19 protein-coding genes are annotated in these 20,334 nt (G+C 68.1%); 13 read left to right on the top strand and 6 right to left on the bottom strand.

All coding sequences use genetic code 11. From position 1 onward, the window contains the following. Nucleotides 1-112: 112 nt before the first annotated feature. From AB0M56_RS00715 to AB0M56_RS00695, 5 genes are read left to right on the top strand one after another with little or no spacing between them, the layout of a single operon-like run. Nucleotides 113-2,695 carry a Z1 domain-containing protein gene (locus AB0M56_RS00715; RefSeq protein ID WP_364169350.1) on the top strand — a complete coding sequence of 861 codons (2,583 nt, stop codon included), beginning with the start codon at nt 113-115 and terminating at the stop codon, nt 2,693-2,695. Continuing rightward, entirely contained in the window at nt 2,695-3,696 is a 1,002-nt protein-coding gene (locus AB0M56_RS00710; RefSeq protein WP_364169347.1) for a PD-(D/E)XK motif protein, read from the top strand. The genes AB0M56_RS00715 and AB0M56_RS00710 overlap by 1 nt, the downstream gene beginning before the upstream one ends. Next, nucleotides 3,693-5,645, top strand: a complete 1,953-nt coding sequence (locus AB0M56_RS00705; protein WP_364169344.1) for a hypothetical protein — start codon at nt 3,693-3,695, stop codon at nt 5,643-5,645. Before AB0M56_RS00710 ends, AB0M56_RS00705 begins: the two co-directional genes overlap by 4 nt. Further along, nucleotides 5,642-6,538: a hypothetical protein gene (locus tag AB0M56_RS00700; protein ID WP_364169342.1), complete on the top strand. Its 897-nt coding sequence runs from the start codon at nt 5,642-5,644 to the stop codon at nt 6,536-6,538. The genes AB0M56_RS00705 and AB0M56_RS00700 overlap by 4 nt, the downstream gene beginning before the upstream one ends. Then, nucleotides 6,538-7,317 carry a DUF6339 family protein gene (locus tag AB0M56_RS00695; RefSeq protein WP_364169339.1) on the top strand — a complete coding sequence of 260 codons (780 nt, stop codon included), beginning with the start codon at nt 6,538-6,540 and terminating at the stop codon, nt 7,315-7,317. The genes AB0M56_RS00700 and AB0M56_RS00695 overlap by 1 nt, the downstream gene beginning before the upstream one ends. A gap of 1 nt (nt 7,318) precedes the next feature. Here the strand turns inward: AB0M56_RS00695 and AB0M56_RS00690 are convergent, their stop codons facing one another. Beyond that, nucleotides 7,319-7,921 carry an SCP2 sterol-binding domain-containing protein gene (locus AB0M56_RS00690; protein WP_364169336.1) on the bottom strand — a complete coding sequence of 201 codons (603 nt, stop codon included), beginning with the start codon at nt 7,919-7,921 and terminating at the stop codon, nt 7,319-7,321. Nucleotides 7,922-7,940: 19 nt separating this feature from the next. Then, nucleotides 7,941-8,573 carry an SCP2 sterol-binding domain-containing protein gene (locus tag AB0M56_RS00685; RefSeq protein WP_364169333.1) on the bottom strand — a complete coding sequence of 211 codons (633 nt, stop codon included), beginning with the start codon at nt 8,571-8,573 and terminating at the stop codon, nt 7,941-7,943. Between the two features lie 116 nt (nt 8,574-8,689). Here AB0M56_RS00685 and AB0M56_RS00680 point away from each other — a divergent pair, with 116 nt between their 5' ends. Then, nucleotides 8,690-9,346 carry a TetR/AcrR family transcriptional regulator gene (locus tag AB0M56_RS00680; protein WP_364169330.1) on the top strand — a complete coding sequence of 219 codons (657 nt, stop codon included), beginning with the start codon at nt 8,690-8,692 and terminating at the stop codon, nt 9,344-9,346. Nucleotides 9,347-9,708: 362 nt separating this feature from the next. Here the strand turns inward: AB0M56_RS00680 and AB0M56_RS00675 are convergent, their stop codons facing one another. Further along, the gene (locus tag AB0M56_RS00675) at nt 9,709-10,545 is read right to left on the bottom strand and encodes a MaoC/PaaZ C-terminal domain-containing protein (RefSeq protein ID WP_364169327.1); all 837 of its coding nucleotides are present in this window, start codon (nt 10,543-10,545) and stop codon (nt 9,709-9,711) included. 2 nt (nt 10,546-10,547) lie between these two features. Then, nucleotides 10,548-11,882 carry a 3-oxoacyl-ACP reductase gene (locus AB0M56_RS00670; RefSeq protein WP_364169325.1) on the bottom strand — a complete coding sequence of 445 codons (1,335 nt, stop codon included), beginning with the start codon at nt 11,880-11,882 and terminating at the stop codon, nt 10,548-10,550. 94 nt (nt 11,883-11,976) lie between these two features. Between AB0M56_RS00670 and AB0M56_RS00665 the strand changes: the two genes are divergently transcribed. Further along, entirely contained in the window at nt 11,977-13,266 is a 1,290-nt protein-coding gene (locus tag AB0M56_RS00665; protein WP_364169322.1) for an acetyl-CoA C-acetyltransferase, read from the top strand. 33 nt (nt 13,267-13,299) lie between these two features. Here AB0M56_RS00665 and AB0M56_RS00660 read toward each other — a convergent pair whose 3' ends face one another. Then, nucleotides 13,300-13,803 carry a DoxX family protein gene (locus AB0M56_RS00660; RefSeq protein WP_364169319.1) on the bottom strand — a complete coding sequence of 168 codons (504 nt, stop codon included), beginning with the start codon at nt 13,801-13,803 and terminating at the stop codon, nt 13,300-13,302. Nucleotides 13,804-13,981: 178 nt separating this feature from the next. Here AB0M56_RS00660 and AB0M56_RS00655 point away from each other — a divergent pair, with 178 nt between their 5' ends. The 5 genes from AB0M56_RS00655 (at nt 13,982) to AB0M56_RS00635 (ending at nt 19,044) form a co-directional block, all read left to right on the top strand. Then, a complete protein-coding gene (locus AB0M56_RS00655; RefSeq protein WP_364169317.1) occupies nt 13,982-14,731 on the top strand; it encodes a MerR family transcriptional regulator in 750 nt (249 codons plus the stop codon). 1,251 nt (nt 14,732-15,982) lie between these two features. Continuing rightward, complete coding sequence (locus AB0M56_RS00650) at nt 15,983-17,173, top strand: ATP-binding protein (RefSeq protein WP_364169314.1); 1,191 nt, start codon at nt 15,983-15,985, stop codon at nt 17,171-17,173. A 257-nt stretch (nt 17,174-17,430) separates the two neighbouring features. After that, nucleotides 17,431-17,580 carry a hypothetical protein gene (locus AB0M56_RS00645; protein WP_162836041.1) on the top strand — a complete coding sequence of 50 codons (150 nt, stop codon included), beginning with the start codon at nt 17,431-17,433 and terminating at the stop codon, nt 17,578-17,580. A gap of 246 nt (nt 17,581-17,826) precedes the next feature. After that, nucleotides 17,827-18,756 carry a bifunctional helix-turn-helix transcriptional regulator/GNAT family N-acetyltransferase gene (locus AB0M56_RS00640; RefSeq protein ID WP_364169310.1) on the top strand — a complete coding sequence of 310 codons (930 nt, stop codon included), beginning with the start codon at nt 17,827-17,829 and terminating at the stop codon, nt 18,754-18,756. Beyond that, on the top strand, nt 18,757-19,044 hold the full coding sequence (locus AB0M56_RS00635) for a hypothetical protein (RefSeq protein WP_364169307.1): 288 nt from the start codon (nt 18,757-18,759) through the stop codon (nt 19,042-19,044). On the opposite strand, the gene AB0M56_RS00630 is transcribed toward AB0M56_RS00635, so the two are convergent. Then, nucleotides 19,032-19,601: a peroxidase-related enzyme gene (locus AB0M56_RS00630; RefSeq protein ID WP_364169304.1), complete on the bottom strand. Its 570-nt coding sequence runs from the start codon at nt 19,599-19,601 to the stop codon at nt 19,032-19,034. The two genes, AB0M56_RS00635 and AB0M56_RS00630, sit on opposite strands and share 13 nt — an antisense overlap. Nucleotides 19,602-19,672: 71 nt before the next feature. Between AB0M56_RS00630 and AB0M56_RS00625 the strand changes: the two genes are divergently transcribed. Continuing rightward, complete coding sequence (locus tag AB0M56_RS00625) at nt 19,673-20,326, top strand: hypothetical protein (protein ID WP_364169301.1); 654 nt, start codon at nt 19,673-19,675, stop codon at nt 20,324-20,326. Nucleotides 20,327-20,334: the final 8 nt, after the last annotated feature.

Raw genomic sequence — 20,334 nt, 5'->3', positions numbered from 1 at the left:
CCCCGGTCAGGGGTCGCTCTTCGAACATCCCTGACGGGCCCGCCGACAAGTCCTACCGTGGATCGGGTCGGCGTGGACCGTCGGCGCGCCCGGACACGCAGATGGAGGATCGGTGACCGACAAGTTCGACCAGCAGTACGCGACATTCCTCGACCTGGTGGACACGGGCACCCCGGAGAGCGCGCTCAAGAAGATGGAGCTGGTCGGAGCTCCCGAGGAACTCCTGCAGCAGATCGCCGAACGGCACGAACAGGAGACCATCAGAGTCAGGGAGCGCGAGGAACCGCACAGCGTCGTCGTCGACAACCGGCTCACCTGGTACAGCGGCCCGCGACCGAGAGACAGGTGCTGGCCGGCACTGGAAGAGTTGCTGCGGAAGTCGGGCTGGTCGGAGAAGAGTCTCGAAGACCTCGACGGCGCCTCGACCAAGGTCGTGTCGCTGCTGAGCCACCCGCGGGAGCGGGCATTTTCGACCAAGGGCCTGGTCGTCGGCTACGTCCAGTCGGGCAAGACCACCAACTTCACCGCCGTCACAGCGAAAGCGGCTGACCGTGGCTACAAGCTCTTCATCGTCCTCGCCGGCATCCACAACGGCTTGCGCAGGCAGACTCAGCTCCGGCTCGTCGAGCAGCTGGTAAAGCCGAACCCTTCGCGGTGGCATCAGCTCACCGACCCGGACAAGGACTTCACGCCACCCGCCAACGCCGCGTCCTACCTGGCCGACAGCAGCAAGCAGTACGTCCTGTGCGTGATCAAGAAGAACCCCCGAGTCCTCGAGAAGTTCTCGGCGTGGCTCGAAACGGCTTCGGAGTACCTGGCCGACTGCCCGGCATTGATCATCGACGACGAAGCCGACCAGGCCACCGTCGCCACCGAGACGATCAACCCGCTCATCATCGAAATCCTCGGCCGGCTGCCGAAATCCGCGTACGTGGGCTATACCGCCACTCCGTTCGCGAACCTGCTGATCGACCCGTCGGCCAAGGACCTCTACCCCGAGCACTTCATCGTCAACCTGCCCAAACCGCAGGGACACTTCGGCACCGAGGTGCTGTTCGGCCGAGACGTGATGGACGGGGAGGACCCCGAGGACGTCTTCGACGGTTACGACATGATCCGCGAGGTCCCCGACTCCGAAGTGGACCTGGTGCGCCCGAGTTCACGCGCCGATGCCGACGGCTTCCAACCGGTCATGACGGAGTCGCTGCGCACCGCGATCCGCTACTTCTGGCTCAGCACCGCTGCGCGCCGGGTGCGCAAGACGGGCAACCCGCACGCCACGATGCTGGTGCACACCAGCGTGAACACCGCGGTCCACAACAGCTTCGAGTACCCGCTGACCAAGCTCCGCGACGAGAACGAAACCCTGCTCCGGGCAGGCGACACCCGGCTCCTCGACGAGCTGCGCGAGCTGTGGGAGAAGGAAACTTCGAGGGTGCCCGCGGAATTGTTCGGCGAACACCCGGTGCTGTTCGAGGAGCTGGAGCCGCTGCTGCCGAGTGTCCTGCATGACTGCCGGATCATCATGGACAACTCCGGCAGCAAGGACCGTCTGGACTACGAGAACGGCCCTGTTGTCGCGATCGCGGTCGGCGGCAACACCCTGTCCCGCGGCTTGACGCTGGAAGGCCTCGCGGTCAGCTTCTTCGTGCGCTCGGTATCCGCGTACGACACGCTCCTGCAGATGGGGCGGTGGTTCGGTTTCCGCAACGGCTACGCCGACCTGCCCCGAATCTGGATGACCGACGAGCTGCGCGACTGGTTCCGCCACATCGCGACCGTCGAGAGCGAGATGCGCCGTGACATCGACGTCTACATGGTCGAGGACAAGACGCCGATGACCTTCGCGGTCCGCCTGCGCACGCACCCCTCGTTGCGGGTGACAGCTGCCGCCAAGATGACCAACGCGGTGCCGTCCGCGTCGGCGTACGGCGGCAAGCGGGTTCAGACCCGGTACTTCCACACAGACCACGAGTGGCTTGACGCCAACCAGGCAGCGGCTCGCAAGCTGGTCGAGAAGGCCGCGCTGGAAGGTAGTCCCGACACCTCGGTGACCGACGGAAATCATCTCGTCCGCGGAGTTCCGCACGACCTCGTGACCGATTTCCTCCGCGAGTACCAGTTCGACGCACGGTCGCAGGAGTGCGACTCGAAGCTGTTGACCGAGTACATCGCCAAACGCATCGGCAAGTCCGGAGCGCTGCGGAAGTGGAACGTCGCACTGATCGGTGGGTCGGCGGGCAAAGATTCCGACCCGAGGGCGTTCACCTTTGCCGACGACTTCACCGTTCGCATGGTCACGCGTTCGGCGTTGGACGGCGACGACCCCGCCTCTGTCGACATCAAGACGCTCATGAGCCGTCGAGACGCTGCAATCGATCTTGACACTTCTTCGGTACGCGGCGAGTTGACCGAGCAGATGATTTTCGCGCTCCGACTACAGCAAAGCCCCGAGACTGCATTGCTGGCGCTCTACGCGATCGACAAGGATTCCCGGCCCAAGGAATCGAAGGCTGAAGCCCGCGTCCCTCGCCGCGGACTGAACGCGGCGGCCGACGTCATCGGCGTCGGACTCATCTTCCCGGCACCGACTTCGGACGACTCGACGGTCGAGTGGCAGTACGTGGCCACGAACCTGTCGAAGGTCCGCATCGAAGAGGAGGACCTGAGCGCCCTCGACGCGGTGGACGACTGATGTCCGCACCGTTGCGGAAGGTCGTCGACGACCACTGGGAGCAACTCGAGGAGGAGCCCGTCTCCGGCCCGGACCACGTGCGCACCTCGGACCTGCCGGTGACGACACCGCTCGGTCCGGTGCTCGCAGCCGTGGACCACGTGGGAAACCGCCACGTCCTCGTGCCGTTGACCGCACACCAGCACGTCCGGCCGGACCGAGGCGCAGCTGCGCTGACCGTCCGCGAACGGCCGCTTGAGAACGGCGAGGTCTACGAGCGCTACGCCGATCTCGGTTGCCTGCGCAGGGATCTCGACGAGGTGTTCACCGGCCTTGTCGTCGACGTCCTCGCTGCCGTCGAAGAAGCGCCCGAGCGACCCCTGAAAGCCCTCTACACGGTCCTGGCCCGGTGGCGGGCCCTGTTCCAGCACTCACCGGCGCCGCTGATCGCCGATCGGCTGGCAGGGCTCTTCGGCGAACTTGTGGTGCTCAACGAGCTGCTCGCGGGCGACAGCACGGCGGTCGACTTCTGGACGGGACCGTCCGGACACCGACACGACTTCACCGTCGGGACGCAGGGCATCGAGGTGAAGACCTCCACCGCCACGACCGACCGGAAGGTTCGCATCCACGGCGTCGAGCAGCTCCTGCCGCCGCCGCACGGAGACCTCGACCTGGTGTGGGTCCGACTCGAACGGGTTGCGGAGCAGGGCCGGACGATCGCCGACCTGGTCGAGGACACCCGTCAGGCCGGCGACGACGACAACGGGCTGCTCTTCAAACTCGCCGAAGCCGGCTACCGCCCGGCCGACGCGGACCTGTATCGGGAAGTGCGCTTCACCGTTCGCGAACAACGCTGGTACGAGGTCGGCAAGGATTTCCCACGCATCGACCCCTCGTCGGCGCCTCCGGGGATCTCCGACCTCGACTACACCCTCGACCTCGATCAACAGCAGCCGCAGGTCACGGACGACAACGACATCCGCGATCGGGTCATTCGGATCACCCAGGAGAACAAGTGACCGAACCAGCCTGGCACTCCCAGACGTTCCCGCCCGAAGGCGCGAGCGCAGCCGAGGGGATTCGCAACCAGCTCGGCAGGCCCGAGCTGGACCTGCTGACGATCCTCGTGCGCGAGTCGGCCCAGAACAGCTGGGACGCGCGAGCCGGCGACACCACGGTCTACTACCACCTCGACTTGAAGGTCGTCAGCCCGGCGCACGCGCCGGCGTGGCGGGAACTGCTCACCCGAGGCGTTCCCGCCCACGAGAACCTGCCGCTCCGGCAGGCGATCTCGAGCCCGGCGATCCGCGTCCTGACAGTCTCGGACCGCGGAACGACCGGCCTGGGCGGACCGACCCGTGCGGACAACGCGGTAGTCGAGAACCACGACTTCGTGTCCTTCATCCGGAACATCGGCGAGCCGCGGGACACCGAGCTCGGCGGTGGCACCTACGGCTTCGGCAAAGGGATCTTCTATCTCCTGAGCAAGCCCGGCACCGTGCTCATCCACACACGATGCAAGGTCCCGGGTGGGTTCGAGACCCGGTTGATGGGCTGCGCGCTCTGGAAGAGCTATGCGGAGGGCGAAGGTCTGTCCGGACGGCGGTACACCGGTCGCCACTGGTGGGGCGCCGTCTCCGCGGACGGCGTAGTCGAACCGCTCGTCGGTGCTGAAGCCGACGCCACCGCGGAACGGCTGGGTCTGCGCGCCTTCGGCCGCCAGGAGACCGGCACGACGGTCGTCGTCATCGACCCCGACCTCGGGGAGCTGGAGATCCACGAGGCCGGCGAGTACCTCGCCGAGACGATCGCCTGGAACCTCTGGCCGAAGATGCTGACCGGACCCGACGACCACATTCCTCCGATGCGGTTCTCGGTGCAGTGCGACGGGATCACGGTGCCCGTCCCTGACCCGCGCGAGACCACGCCGCTGGACATGTTCGTCGCGGCGCACGACGCGATGCAGTCGGACGAGGACCACAAGGAACTGCGCTGCTACAACCCCAAGGCGAAGCTCGGCAACCTGGGGCTCGAGAAGCGCTTCGTTTCACCGTTCGCCGAAACTCCGGCCGGTGTTGCGGCAGGCATCGGCAGCACTGTCCACCACGTCTGTCTGATGCGGACTGCCGAGTTGGTGGTCACCTACCACGCCGGCCCCAAGCCGCCGGCGGAGTATGTCTCGTACGCGGGTGTTTTCCGCGCCGACGCCGAGCTGGACAGCGCGTTCGCCGCCTCGGAACCACCGACGCACGACGCCTGGCACTGGCAGTCCCTCGAAGGGCGCGACAAGACTTTCGTCAAGACGACTTTCACGCGGATCAAGGAGTCCGTCGAAGAACTGATCGATGTGGATGGTCGGGTCAAGACGGGATCGTCCGAGATCGCTTTGGGCGCAGCCAGCCGCTCCTTCTCAGACCTGGTCGCGGGTTCCTGGGGTATCGGCGGCGCGTCCGACTATCGACAGGCGTTCAAGCCGGTCGCTCCCACCGCACAGACCAGCGCCTCTCAGCGTTCCGGCGACTTGTTCGACTCCGGCGCCGGCGGGGTCTCCGGAGCAGGCAGCGACGACGGGGCGAGCTCGACACCGGGTCCGGATGTCCGTCCCGGACCCGGTACGTCGACCGGACGGCGGCCGAGGGTGGAGTACGTGGAATCGCCTTCTTACGAGATCCGCGCCGGGCGCGTCGTGCTGACCCAGGCGTTCCGGATCACCACACCCGGCCTGCATCGGTGCGTCGCCGATCTCGGTGTTGCGTTGGCAGGCACCAGCAGTCGTGAAACCGATCCGCCGCGGGGAGCCGACGAACCGCAGTTCTTCGGTTGGGAAGGTCCGGACGGCGCGCTTCGCACGGAGCCGAGCCAAGTCCTCGAGGGCAGCGAGGACGTATGGCGCGTTCTGGTCCGACCGGCACCGGACACGACAACCGAGATCACGGTGACCGCCCGGCGTGAGGAGGCGCTTCGATGAGCACCCAGGCTCCGCCGTATCGCACGGCACCGCACGGCTCAGTTGTTCCCGGACCGTGGCAGTGGCTCATCGACGACGTCCCGACCGAGCTGCCGGACGCCTTGCCGGACTGGGACTACCGGACGGACTTGTCGTTGCGGCAGTCGGTCACCGTCGACGTGGATCTCGTGCGACATGCCACCGGCCTTCCGCCTTCGGCGAAGTTGACCCTGGCGGTGGTCTGGACCGCCTCAGGCTCCGGGTTGAAGGCCGCCGGCGACCGCATCACCCTTCCGGGGTCGGGCATCGCCAACGTGGAGCTCGGCGCGATTCTGCAGGGAAGTCAGCTCGGCGGCGTGCTGAAGCTGGAAACGACACTGGTGCTCGCCGAGTACTCCGAGGCCGGCGCGTTCGCCTCACCTCGACGAGCCGGCTCCATCCTGTGGTCCGGCGACTACAGCACCCGGCTCCAGGGCGACGCGCCGCTCTTCCCGATCGCTGTGGTCGATTTCTCCAAGACGCAGTACCCCGAAGGCGCCGGTTGGCATGTCGAAATCGGCGGTGACTTCGAGACGGCCACCATGGGAGCGCTACTCCTGCTGGTGAATGAACGCAAGCAGGTGCTCGTCGAAGCCATGCGGAACGCAGCCAAGCCGCGGGCCGTAGATCGTGTGGTGCTGTCGACGGTCCACACGGACGTCGCCCGCACGCTGGTCGAATACGCGTTGCAGGACGAGGACTTCAGTCTGGAGGCCGACTACGGCGAGGAAAGCATCGGCAGCACGCTGCAGGCTCTCGTCGGGCGGTTCTTTCCCGGCCAGAGCGTGAATCACCTGCGCCAGAGCCGAGAACAGTCGCCGACCACGTTCGCCACCGAGCTGCAGCACGCCGTTCGGATCTTCGAGGAGTCCTGATGAGCGTCCTGTTCCCGCGTCTGCTGCCCCGCCAGGCACAAGCGTTGTACGACCAGTACAAGTCGCTGACGATCGAGGAGCTCGAACAGCAGGTTGCTCTGCGCCACGATTCCGCGGTCTATGCCGCGACGGGCGGAGACCGCGTCCGGGAGAAGGACCTCGAGAAACTCCGCCAGGCGATCGTCTCCGCAGCGCGCGAAGCGGGTTTCCCCGGCCGAGCGACGACGAACGGTCAGACGAACTTCGACCGGAAGATCGCTGCGTTGCTGCACCAGACGTCGGGTCTGGCGCCCGCGGAGGCGGCCGCGCGGGACATCTGGGCGTTCCTCGCGCTCGTCGTACTGCCGGACGTCTCCTTCTGGAGGTTCGAGAAGCGGACCGACGAACGCTTCCTCGCCAAAGACCTCACTCGGCACGTTTTCGGCCGCCTCTGGTGGCGTGCTCACCTGGTCCACGATCCCGACAGCAGCGAGCCCTACGCTGCCTTGAACATCCTCGGAGAAGCAGCGTTCGACCAGATCTACGCACGCCGGCGAGCACTCGGTGGCAGCCCGCAGCTGGTCCGGTCGATCCTCCACGTGTGGCAAGAGATCGACACCGCAGGAGTCAACACCACCGACCTGTTGAAGGACTTCCTCAAGCGCCTGCTCCGACTCGGCGCCTTCATGTCCTTCGAGACCCTCGAAGACGAGCAGCTCGCCGCCGAGGTGCGCCGCGCCGCGCACGATTCGCTGCACGCCTTCGCCGCGGAACGCGGGCCGCGGCACGCGCTCAGCTGACTTACCCGCCAGTGCTCGGCTTCGGGATGTCGAAGTAGCTCGAGAACCGCACCGCCGGTGCGTACTCGCCCTTAACCTTCACGCGGCCCGTCACGAACATCGCCGCGGGGGCGGAGGCGCCGGTGGCCATGCGGATGAAGTCGTCCACCGAGAGGGTGAGGGTGGTGTCCGCGGTGCGGGACAGGTCGGTGCTCGAGACGCACGCGCCGGATTCGATGACGGTTTGGAAGCGGTCGTAGCCGTCGTCGCCGGTGCCGCCGGAAAAGCGCCAGGAAAGGACGAAGTCGACGTGGCGGGCGCGGTCGGCGCGGAAATGCTCGGACATTCTGCGGAAAATCTCGTCGAGGAAGACCGCGCGTAACTCGGGGTGGTCGGCCAGGGCCTTGAGTTGGTCGCGGGAGGCGCGGTGGACGACGTCGACCAGGGCCTGGGTGGTCAGGCTGCTCAGTTCGATGCCGGCGCCCGCGTTTCCGAGCATGTGCAAGGTTTCCAGGACCTGCACGAACTGCGCGGGCGTGAGCTTGCCGACGTCCAGCTTGCGGGCGAAGCCGTTGACCGCGTGCCCCTCGGAGGCGGTAGAACGGGAACGCGAGAAACGGGACACGGAAACGGAGTCTAACGGCTCAGGCGGGCTTCGGGAGGTCGAAATAGCCGATCAAGCCGGCCGCGAATGCGAGGTCGCCTTTCACCTTGATTTTGCCCGTCACGAACAACACGGCGGGAGTTGCTTGGTGCGTGATGAGGCGGAAGAAGTCGACCGGCGACAGGGTGATGGTGACGCGGGGGCGGGCGCCCTCGACGGTCCGCGAGACCGTGCACGAGCCGCCGGAGATGGCCGTCGCGTAGCGGTCGTAGCCGCCGGCGCCGGTGCCGCCGGAGAGGCGCCAGTGGATGACGGCGTCGAGCGCGCGGGCGCGGTCCACGCGGATGTGCGCGCCCATGCGGGCGAAGATCTCGTCGAGCACGCGTTCGCGCAGGGGGCGGGAGGCGACCACGGCCTCCAGCTGCGCTCGGGACGCGCGCGAGACGAGCGTGGCGAAGCGGGTCGGGTCGACCTTGGCCAGGGAGAACGCCGGGGCGTCTTCCGACAGGCGGATGAGGGACGAGAGCAGGCGGCGGAAGTCGTCGCGGCCGAGTTCGCGGGGGTCGATGGCGTCGGCGACGGTGTTGACGTCGAGGCCGTCGAGCGCGACGCGGTCGAGGGCGTCGAGCAGGGCGGCGCCGCGCAAGCCGGCGACGTCAGAACCGTCGGCCATCCCAAGCCCCTTCCGTGATCTTCCAGCAAAGGCTACCCATGAGTAGGTAAGCGGGCAAGCACGCGCCGACCACGGCGGCAGGTACCGTCTCCTGCTGGCGAGAGGGAGGTCGGAGAGTGCCCGACGAAGATCAGCGCCCGCCCGAGCGGGCCCGGCGGCTGCCGCGCGCGGTGCGTGAGCGGCAGATCCTGGACGCCGCCGTGCGCGTGTTCTCCCGCCACGGCTACCACGCGGCCTCGATGGACGAGATCTCCGACGTCGCGGGCGTCTCCAAGCCGATGATCTACACCTACCTCGGCTCGAAGGAAGACCTCTTCGGCAAGAGCATCCAGCGCGAGGCGACGCGCCTGCTCGAGGCCATCCAGGCGGGCGTCCAGCCGGATCTTCCACCTGACATGCAGCTTTGGCACGGGCTGCGGTCGTTCTACCGCTTCGTCGCCGAGTACCGCGAGTCGTGGACGGTGCTGCACCGCCAGGCGCTGACCGTCGGCGGCGCGTTCGCGGCTGAGATCACCGCGATGCGCGGGCGGGCGATCGAGCTCGTCGCCGCGCTCGTGGTGTCGGCGGGGACGCGGAAGGGGCTCGGGGAGCAGGCCGAGTTCTCCGGCGCCGGGCTGGCCGCCGCGCTGGTCGGTGCGGCGGAATCGTTGGCTGACTGGGCGTTGGACCATCCGGAGATCTCGGACAGCGTGCTTGCGTCGTGGCTGATGAACCTGGTGTGGCTGGGCTTCAACGATCTCATCGAAGGTCAGGTCTGGAAGCCGTCGGAATGACGGTCGCCGCCCTGGTCGTCTCGACCTGCGCGCTCTTGTTCACGGTCGTCTCGTTCTGTCCAAGGGCTTCGGCTTGCCCTGCTCGGCGAACCTGCGGTGGACCCAATCGATTGGAGCATGACGCACTGGACGCCTGAAACCGATCGGAAGTCCCTGCACTCTTCGCAGTGACAGGGCGAAGCGTCCTTCGAATGTTCGTGGAGTTCGAGGCGACGGGGCCAGCTCTTGGGCATCAAGATCGCAAACTTCACGTAGAAGCGAAACTTTCGCACAAGGCCAAGTGGCGGCGGGTAGGAAGCTGCACCTTGCACGGGTCGGCGATCATCAACCCGAAGGTCTTGATCACCTGGCGGAACTCACCGTCAGACGGCTGAGATCACGCCGTCCAGGTGCGGTTTCGGCTTGCGCGCCTGCCATAGCTCGAACGCCCAGCCCTCGTCCGTCGGCCAGGCGGTGAAAGCCGCGCGGGCCGGGAGCAGCACAGGGTGCTTGAAGCGGACGTCCACCGTGTACGCGTCGGGCAGCCGGCCCTCGAAGGACGCCAGGGCGTGGGCCTTCGTCCACATGCCGTGGGCGATGGCGCGGGGGAAGCCGAACAGGCGCGCGGTCAGTGGGTGCAGGTGGATGGGGTTGCGGTCGCCCGAGACCTCGGCGTAGCGGCGGCCAATGTCGCCCGAAACGGTCCACAGGGCGGTCGGCGTCGGGGGGACCAACGAAGCGCGCGGCCGCGAGGAACCCGAGGAACCCGAGCGGCGCAGATAAGTCGACACCTCCGACCACACCAGTTCCGTGCCCGCCCACAGCTCGCTCACCATGTCGAACTGTCGGCCCTTCTCGTGCGGCCGCAGGTTTTCCGCCCGCACCCGCGCGGAAAACGTCTCGCTCAGCGACAGCGGGCGACGGACCGTGATGGAGTTCGCCACGTGCACCAGGCCGAGCAGCGGGAACGGAAAGTCCGGCTCCGTCATCAACGCCATCTGCAGGCCGAAGACCAGCATGTGCGGGTAGGTCGCTGGCAGTACATCCGAATACCGAAACCCGCACACCTCCGCGTACGCAGCGACGTGCGCAGGGGAGACCGTGACCGACGGCCGCACCAGCTCCGTCTCCGGCAGCGTCGAACCGCGGCCGCGGCGTAGCAGGGCCTTCGGGTACAGCGTCGCCAGGCTGGGCGCGCTGGACAGCTCGCGAACCGACATCGTCACGCTCCCAGCAGGGCCTGGCCGCACACGCGGACCACGTTGCCGTTGACCGCGGCCGACGCCGGGTTGGCGTACCAGGCGATGGTCTCGGCGACGTCGACCGGCAGGCCGCCCTGGCCGAGGCTCGACACGCGCCGCCCGGCTTCGCGGATGAACAGCGGGACGGCGGCGGTCATCTTGGTCTCGATGAAGCCCGGCGCGACGGCGTTGATCGTGCCGCCGTACTCCGCGAGCTGGGGCGCGCCGACGTTGACCATGCCGATCACGCCCGCCTTCGACGTCGCGTAGTTCGTCTGGCCGACGTTGCCGGCGATGCCCGCGATGGACGAAACGCCGATGATGCGGCCGTTTTCGCGCAGGACCTTGTCGGCGAGCAGCTTGTCGTTCACCGCGAGCTGCGCGGCGAGGTTCACGGTGAGCACGGCGTCCCAGCCGCCCTCGGTCATGTTGCCCAGCGTCTTGTCGCGCGTGATGCCGGCGTTGTGCACGACGACGTCGACGCCGCCGTGGCGCGTGGTGAGGTACTCGGCGAGCTTGGCCGGCGCGTCGGCCGCCGTGATGTCCAGCTGCAGCGCGGATCCGCCGACGCGATTGGCCACTGTGGACAGATCCGCGCCCTGAGCCGGGATGTCCAGGGCGACGACGTGGGCGCCGTCGCGGGCGAGCGTCTCCGCGATGGCCTCGCCGATGCCGCGCGACGCGCCGGTGACCAGCGCGACCTTGCCCGCCAATGGCTTTTCCCAGTTCGCCGGGGCCGCGGCGGAGGTGCCGTGCGTGCCGACGCGGATCACCTGCGCGTCGACGAACGCCGACTTCGCCGAGAGCAGGAACCGCACCGTCGACTCGGCCGCGGCTTCGGCGCCTTCGGCCACGTACACGAGCTGCGCCGTCGCACCGCGTTTCAGCTCCTTGCCGACAGAGCGCACGAAGCCCTCCAGCGCCCGTTGCGCGATCCGCTCGCGACCCTCGACCAGCTCCGGCGGCGTGCCGAACACGACGACGCGGCCAGACGGCCCGACCTTGCGGATCACCGGGTGGAAGAAGCGGTAGACCTCACGCAGGTCGGCGGGATCCTTTATGCCGGTGGCGTCGAAGACGAGGGCGGCGTGGCGTTCGGCCGGGACTTCGAGAACCTCGATGCCGGCTTCGGAGACCTGACTCTTCAGGATCTTTTCGAGCCGTCCGCCCGGCGCGGCGCCGAGGAGTGCGGGACCCTCGAGTGCGGGCTGGCCGGCGCGGTAGCGGCGCAGCGTGGCGGGGTTGGGCAGGCCGAGCTTCGGCACCACGAACTTCCCCACCGGGGTTTTCGTGAACTGCTGGTACCTGTCAGCCATCGAGCGCCTCCCGTGCCGTCTGCGTCACGTCGCAGTCTAACCTACTCGCTAGTAGGTTACAGTGTGAAAGCACCGACTCAGAGAGGTGGACGTCATGGCGACCAGGAAAACCGCCGCGGTCCGCAAGGTCGCGATCATCGGTGGCAACCGCATCCCCTTCGCGCGGTCGAACGGCCCCTACGCGAAGGCGTCGAACCAGGACATGTTCACCGCCGCGCTCGACGGTCTCGTCAGCCGCTTCGCCCTGCAGAATGAGGTGATCGGCGAGGTCGCGGCGGGCGCGGTGCTCAAGCACTCCAAGGACTTCAACCTCGCGCGCGAGAGCGTGCTCGGCAGCCGGCTCTCGGCCGCGACACCCGCGTCCGACGTCCAGATGGCGTGCGGCACGGGGTTGCAGGCCGTGATCAACGTGGCGCACAAGATCTCGCTGGGGGAGATCGACTCCGCCATCGCGGGTGGCGTGGATACGACGAGTGACGCTCCACTGGCCGTGAACGCCGACCTGCGCAAGATCCTCGTGCAGCTCAACTCCGCGAAGACGCTGGGCGACCGGCTCAAGCTCCTCACGAAGCTGCGGCCGGGCCAGATCGTGCCCGAGATCCCGCGCAACGCCGAGCCGCGCACGGGCCTGTCGATGGGCGAGCACGCGGCGCTGACGGCGAAGGTCTGGGACGTCACGCGCGAGGCGCAGGACGAGCTCGCCGCGGCCAGCCACCAGCACCTCGCCGCCGCGTATGACCGCGGGTTCTTCGACGACCTCGTGACGCCGTTCCTCAAGCTGGCCAAGGACCAGAACCTGCGGCCGGATTCGAGCGTCGAGAAGCTGGCCAAGCTCAAGCCTGTGTACGGCGGCGCCGACGGCACCATGACGGCCGGCAACTCGACGCCGCTCACCGACGGCGCGTCGACCGTGCTGCTCGCGACGGACGAGTGGGCGAAGGCGCACCACCTGCCGGTGCAGGCGTACCTGACGTTCTCGCAGACAGCGGCCGTCGACTACGTCCACGGCGCCGAGGGGCTGCTGATGGCGCCCGCGTACGCGGTGCCGCGGATGCTGGAACGCGCGGGACTTTCCTTGCAGGACTTCGACTTCTACGAGATCCACGAGGCGTTCGCGTCGCAGGTGCTGGCCACGTTGAAGGCGTGGGAGGACCCGGCGTTCGCCAAGGAGAAGCTGGGTCTCGACGCGCCGCTGGGCTCGATCGACCGGGCGAAGCTGAACGTCAACGGCTCGTCGCTTGCCGCCGGGCACCCGTTCGCCGCGACGGGCGGGCGGATCGTGGCGACGCTGGCGAAGCTGTTGCACGAGAGGGGATCCGGGCGTGGCTTGATCTCGATCTGCGCGGCCGGGGGCCAGGGCGTGACGGCGATTCTGGAGAAGTGAACCCGGGCCCCGTTGTGCGGGGCCCGGACCTCTTCAGCTGAGCTGCTTTTCGGCCTTCTTGCTCAGCTTCTCGGCCTGCTTGCCGGCCTTCTTCGCGGCGCGGCGGGCGCGCCAGCCGAGCGACGGCTTGCCCGCCGTGTCGCCCGCGGCCAGCAGCAGACCGCCGGCGATGCCCGCGTTCTTGAGGAACTGCACCTGCTGCGCCTGCCGCTCGGCGGGGTCCTTGATCTCCCAGAACCGGTGCGAGGAGGCCGTCGTCGGCACGAGCGTGCCCAGCAACGCGAGCGACGCCAGCCGCGGCGCCTTGCCCGCCGCGAGCGCGAGGCCGGCGCCGATCTTCACGGCGGCGTCGATGCGCACGAGCGTCGCGGGATCGCGCGGCACCTGCTCGGGGACGAGGCCCTCGACCTTGTCGAACGTCTCGGTGAGGAACGGCTCGATCGCCTTCGCGTGCCCTTGGGTGTCGCGGAGCATGCCGATACCGCCGTAGATGAATATCGACGCGAGCAGTGGACGGGCCACCCGGCGCAGTATCACGGTCGTCGCCTTTCCTGCGAGGTCTTCGGTGCTGGTCGAACCTACAACCGGCATTCCCCGTGGGCGGGTCGCCGAACCGCGCTAGTTTTGCCTAGGTGTTTATCGTGTTTTTACTAGATTTGCATAGACGGTTTTAGCGGTTGACTTTGACGCTGCGTCAACTTCTACGGTTGCCGGCATGGAGTGGTCGATCCAGGACATCGCCCGCGCGGCGGGCACGACCAGCCGGACACTGCGGCACTACGACGCCGTCGGGCTGCTCGCGCCCAGCCGCATCGGCGGCAACGGCTACCGCTATTACGACTCGGCCGCCCTGGTGCGGCTCCAGCGGATCCTGTTGCTGCGCGAGCTCGGCCTGGGGCTGCCCGCGATCGCCTCCGTGCTCGACGGCGAGCGCGACAGCGTTGTCGCTTTGTCGATGCATCTCTCGCTGCTGGAACAGGAGCGGGCACGGATCGGGCGGCAGATCGACTCCGTGCGGACCACGTTGAGGAAACTGGAGGGAGGTGAACCACTCATGGCGGAGGAAGTTTTCGACGGCTTCGACCACACGGTGCACGAGGCCGAGGTGACGTCCCGCTGGGGCGCTTCGGCTTATCGCACTGGTGACCAGTGGTGGCGGTCGTTGTCGGCTTCGGAGCGTGCGGCACATCAGCGGGAGCAGGGCGAGATCGCGGCTGGTTTCGGGGCGGCGCGGGCTTCGGGGTTGTCGGTTCAGTCTGCCGAGGTGCAGGCCGTCGTCAGTCGGCTCCACGCTTGGTTGCGGCCGGCGGTGAAGACGGTGTCGCGCGGGTATTTCGTGGGGTTGGGGCAGTTGTATGTCGATGATCCGCGGTATGGAACCTACGACGCTGATTTTGGCCCGGGCACCGCGGAGTTCATCCGGGACGCGATGCGGATCTACGCGGAGCGGAACCTGGCGGAGTAGTGCGGCGTCGGAGTGAGCGCTGGGGGTGGGGATGGTCGGGGCTGCAGACCCGCCCATCCCTCTGGCCTGGGTTGTTTGGTGTCGGCGGGTTGGCTTGGGTTGGCGCGCGTGGTCCGGTGGTGGCCAGGAGACTGGCACGAACGGTCCACCCGCGTGGTGCTGCGCCCGCGAACGGTCCAGTCGCGGATGCGGTTCGGTGCGAACGGTCCACTCGCGTTTTGCCGGGCCCTCGAACGGTCCAGTCGCGGATGCGGTTCGGTGCGAACGGTCCATTCGCGCACGCGACCTGGCGCGAAAGGTCCCCTCGCGCGCAGGGCGAGCGGCGGATGGTCCGGCGTCCCGACTGACCGGGCACGAACGGTCCGCTCGCGCGCGGGGCTCGGCGCGAAAGATCCCCTCGTGTCGCGTCGGGGTGAACGGTTCACCCGCACCCTCCACCCGGCGCGAACGGTGCCTTTATGCGGCGCGATGGCAACGAACGGTCCACTCGCACACACGGCTCGGCACGAAAGATCCATTCGCGCATCCCTCCTGGCGAGCGCGGGCCCGGCATGCGGGAGCGCGAACGGGTCCGGCGCCGCGTCAGCGGTCCATCGGTGCAATGGGCGACGCGTGAGACGTCCCGTGACGACGGGCCATGGGGCCGAACGCCTCCATTCGCACACGCGACTCGGCACGAACGGTCCACTCGCGCACTCGACTTGGCGCGAGAGGTCCACTCGCGCATCGAGGCAGCGGCGAATGGTCCGTTGGTCCCGGCTGGGCACGAACGGACCGTTCGCACGCGCGGCCTGGTGCGATAGATCCGTTGGCACGGTGGTGCCGGTGCGAAAGGTCCGTTCGCGCGGCAGGACCAGGGCGAAGGGTCCGCTCGCGCGCGGGGCTCGGTGCGGAAGGTCCGTTCGCGTGGCGGGACCGGGACGAGAGGTCTGCTCGCGCGCACGGCTCAGTGCGGAAGGTCCGCTCGCGCGGCAGGACCGGGACGAGAGGTCCGCTCGCGCGCACGGCTCGGTGCGGAAGGTCCGCTCGCGCGGCGAGACCTGGGCGAAAGGTTCACTCGCGCGCACGGCCGGGTGCGGAAGGTCCGTTCGCGCGCCGAAACCTGAGCGAAGGGGCCGGTCGTGCGACCCGCGCGGGGTGAGGGGACCAGTCGTGGAGCCCGCGAAGCCCGAGCGCAGTGATCGGCGACACGCGCTAGCGGGATATGGCGCAATATCGGGCCCGCGCTAGATACCCCGATACGGTGGCAGAGTGGACCCCATCCGCAATCCGTTCGCGCCCGGGGCTGGGCAGCGGCCGCCTGAGTTGGCGGGGCGGGAGCGTGAGCTGGGGGCGTTCGAGGTGGTCCTGGAGCGCGTCGCGAGGGGGCGGCCGGAGCGGAGTCTGGTGTTGACCGGGCTGCGGGGGGTCGGGAAGACCGTGTTGCTCGGGGAGCTGCGCTCGATGGCCATTCGGCACGGGTGGGGCGCCGGGAAGATCGAGGCGCGGCCGGATGCGGAGCTCAGGAGGCCGTTGTCGGCTGCCCTGCACAGGGCGATTCGGGATCTCGCGGTTCGGCACAGGGCGCCGGATCGGGTTGAAGAGGTCCTGGGGGTGCTGAAGGCGTTCGCGTTGAAGGCGAACAAGGCCGACTCGAAGCTCAAGGACCGGTGGCAGCCGGGGATCGAGGCGCCGGCCGCGCAGGGGCGGGCTGATTCCGGGGACATCGAGATCGACCTGGTGGAGCTGTTCACGGACGTCGCTGAACTCGCCGCCGACGTCGGCACCGGGGTGGCGCTCCTCATCGACGAGATCCAGGATCTGCAGCCCGACGACGTCTCCGCTCTTTGCGCCGCGTGCCACGAGTTGTCGCAGTCGGGGGCGCCGCTGGTTGTGGTCGGGGCGGGGTTGCCGCACGTGCCGGCCGTGCTGAGCGCTTCGAAGTCGTACTCGGAACGGCTGTTCCGCTACGCGCGCATCGATCGCCTCGGCCGCGAGGACGCCGACTTCGCCGTGATGGCGCCGATCGAACGCGAGGAAGCCGGCATCGAGCCCGAGGCGCTCGACGCGCTGTTCGACGCGTCCGGCGGGTACCCCTACTTCATCCAGGCCTACGGCAAAGCGGCGTGGGACGCCGCGCCCGCGGATCCGATCACGGTGAAGGACGTGCAGGTCGCGGCGCCCGAGGCGGAGTCCGAGCTGGCGGTGGGGTTCTTCGGCTCGCGTTACGAGCGCGCGACGCCCGCCGAGCGCGAGTACCTGATCGCGATGGCCGAGCTGACGCAAGGCCGCGACGAGGCCGCCGGCACCGCCGACGTGGCCGTCTACCTGGGGCGCAAGCCCTCCTCGCTTTCGCCGGCGCGCGACAGCCTCATGAAGAAGGGCCTGGTCTATTCCGCCGAACGCGGGCAGATCGCCTTCACGGTGCCCCACTTCGGGCACTACCTGCTCGGCCGCGACTGACGGCCGTCTTCACCCTCGCTACCGCTCTATGACGTTGCCCAGTGATATCTAGCAAATCAGCTATACAACCCAAGAGGCCATTAGCCTGTTACTTGAAAGTGACCCGAGACACGCGATCTGTCCGGTGATCACCCACAAACAGCCGATGATTCGTCGGCAAGTAAGCCACATCACCGTTGATTCGTTGGCATCCTTGTGAAAAAAGGCGCATACTAGAGACACAACCACCGAGAACCTCCAAAGGGGATGCAGACACAATGAGCAACATCGCCGCCAAGCTCCGTGCTCGTCGCGCCGAGGCTCGTACTCGCCGGGCACTGAACCGGGCGATCGACACCGCGGCCACCTCGACGGTGCGCCAGGAGCTCATCGCCCTCGCCCAGGCGCGTCAGCCGTTCATGCGCTGACGCAGCCAACAACTGGTTAGTGTGTCACTCACATGAGTGACCTAGACCACAAAGTGCTGTGGGTGTAACGTCGCGCCTCGCGGCATCGATACCCACTACGACCCCGTGATGCTGGCGGACCCCCGACCTGGCAGCATCACGGGGTTTCCACATGTCTGGACCCTTTGTCCGATTTCGCAAAACCCTTGCGCGATCCGGCTTGCGGCGCGATGCTTGACTCCGTCAACGATTTGGTTGAGGTGGTCAATGAACGACGTAAGCCTGGCGGAGCGCGTCGCCACCGTGCGCGCGTTCAACCGCCTTTACACCGGGGTGATCGGCGTCCTCGACGAAGGACCGGCCGACGCCGAGTACTCGCTGAGTGAGGCGCGGGTGCTGTTCGAGGTCGCCCAACAAACCGAGCTCCACGTGAGTGACCTGCGAAAACGTCTCGATCTCGACGCCGGCTACGCGAGCAGGCTGCTCAGCCGCCTTGAAAGCCGCGGCCTGGTCCTGCGCGAACGCAGCGGCGAAGACGCCCGCCGCCAGATCGTCCGCTTGACCGACGCCGGCCGCGAAGCGTTCGCCGACCTCGACAGCCGCTCGGTGCGCCAGATCGGCGGCCTCCTCGAACGCTTCCCCGACGAAGACCAGCGCCGCCTGCTTGGCGCGATGGGGACCATCACGCAGCTCGTCCGTGAGAAAACCGCAGATCCCACACTCGTGTTACGCACCCCGCGACCGGGTGACCTCGGCTGGGTGGTCCACCGCCACGGGACCCTCTACGCCCGCGAGTACGGCCTCGACGAACGCTTCGAAGCCCTCGTCGCCCGCGTCGTCGCCGATTTCGCCGACCACCGCGACGACCCGCGCCAGGCCGCGTGGATCGCGGAGCTCGCCGGCGAACGCGTCGGCAGCGTCTTCTGCATGCCCAGCGCGGACGAACGCACCGCCAAACTCCGCCTCCTGCTGCTCGAACCCGCCGCGCGCGGCCACGGCGTCGGCAAACGGCTCGTGCACGAGTGCGTCGAGTTCGCCCGCGGCCGCGGCTACGCGGCGATGGAGCTGTGGACCCTCTCGGCCCTCGACGCGGCCCGCGGCATCTACCGCAGCGCCGGGTTCAGGCTGGAACACGAGGAGCCCACCCGCGACTTCGGTCCGCCGGTGATCGGCGAGACCTGGCGGATGGAGCTCTAGATGTTCGTCGTCTACTGCGCCGTCTGCGACCGCCGCACACTGCTCGGCGTCGACGAGGTCGAGTGGGTCGAGAACCTCACGCGCGGCGTGATCTCCGTGTCCGGCCACTGCCCGCGTGGCCACGACGTGGTGCTCCTGACCGGCGACGCGTTCACCCCGCACGAAGACCCGCGCTACTTCGGGCCGGCGCCACGCATCTGGACCAAGCCGATGAACAAGCTGCGCTCCTGGCTGCGCGGCCATTTCGAGGTGAGCCGCGACCTGCCCGGCCCGTTCTACCGCTTCTGACGCCCCATCAGGAAGAACTCCGGGTTCGGCTTCAACGCCGTGAAGTGCGCCAGCCGGTTGGACATCGCGAACAGCGCCGTGATCGCGCCGACGTCCCAGATCTCGTCCTCGGTCAGTCCCGCATCACGCGCCGCCTCGAGGTCGGCTTCGCCGAACAGCGCGGAATCCTGCGCGAGCGCCAGCGCGAGGTCGACGATCGCCCGGCCGCGCTCGTCGAGCTCCACCTGCCACGGGTTCGCGGCGACGCGGTCGGACAGCTCCGGGTCCTTCGCGCGGATCCGCAGGATCGCCCCGTGCGCGACGATGCAGTAGGTGCAGTGGTTCGCCCCCGACGTCGCGACGACGACCAGCTCGCGCTCCGCCTTCGTCAGTCCGTCTTCGCGCTCCATCAACGCGTCGTGGTAGTCCATGAACGCCCGCAACTCCGCCGGCCGGTGGCCCAGCGCGCGGAAGATGTTCGGCGTGAAGCCGGACTTCTCCGCGATCGCACCCACGCGCTCGCGCAGGTCTTCGGGCAGGTCTTCGAGTTCGGTCACGGGGAACCGGCTGTCGCTCATACCCCAACCTAACGCGGAAACCCGCCACCCTTGGCACCGCGCGTTCACCCGGGTGGAGTTTGCTTACCCCCGTGAACTGGACCGCATACGTGGACGGTTACTGCGAACGCCTCGCGCCCGGGCTGTGGGGCGAGCCGCTGAACGACGTCACCAACCTGGCGTTCCTCGGGTCCGCCATCGCGGTGTGGTGGCGAGCCGACGGACGGCGGACCGGGCGAACGCTCGCGGTGCTCGTCGGGCTCGTGTTCCTGGCCAGCACGGCGTTCCACCTGCTCGCGACGCGCTGGGGCGGGGCCGCCGACTCCGGCTTCATCCTTGTGTTCGTGCTCTACTACGCCGCGAAGTTCCCGCAGGTGTTCTTCGGTGTGCCCCTGCGCAAGTCGTGGCTGGCGGCGCCCGCGTTCGTGGTGCTCACGGCCGCGCTGGCGGCGCTCGGCGGCGGGCTGTACCTCCCGGCGCTGATCGGGCTGGCGGTGTTCGCGGGTGTGCTCGCGTACGCGCGCGACCCGTACTGGACGCACTTCGCGGTGGCGGGCGCAATGTTCGCGTTGTCGCTGGCTTTGCGCACCATCGACGGCGTCGTGTGCGGAGATTTCCCCGTCGGCACGCACTTCCTGTGGCACCTGCTCAACGCCGTGGTGCTCTACGTGGTGTCGAACGCGATGATCGGCAAAGAGAAAGCCCCCTCACCGGAACCGGTGAGGGGGCCGTCCACAGTGGACTAAAGCGTGGC

The sequence above is a fragment of the Amycolatopsis sp. NPDC051372 genome, assembly GCF_040682095.1.
Lineage (GTDB): Bacteria > Actinomycetota > Actinomycetes > Mycobacteriales > Pseudonocardiaceae > Amycolatopsis.
Note: the sequence above shows the minus strand (reverse complement) of the source record. Positions and strands in the feature narration are given on the sequence as shown.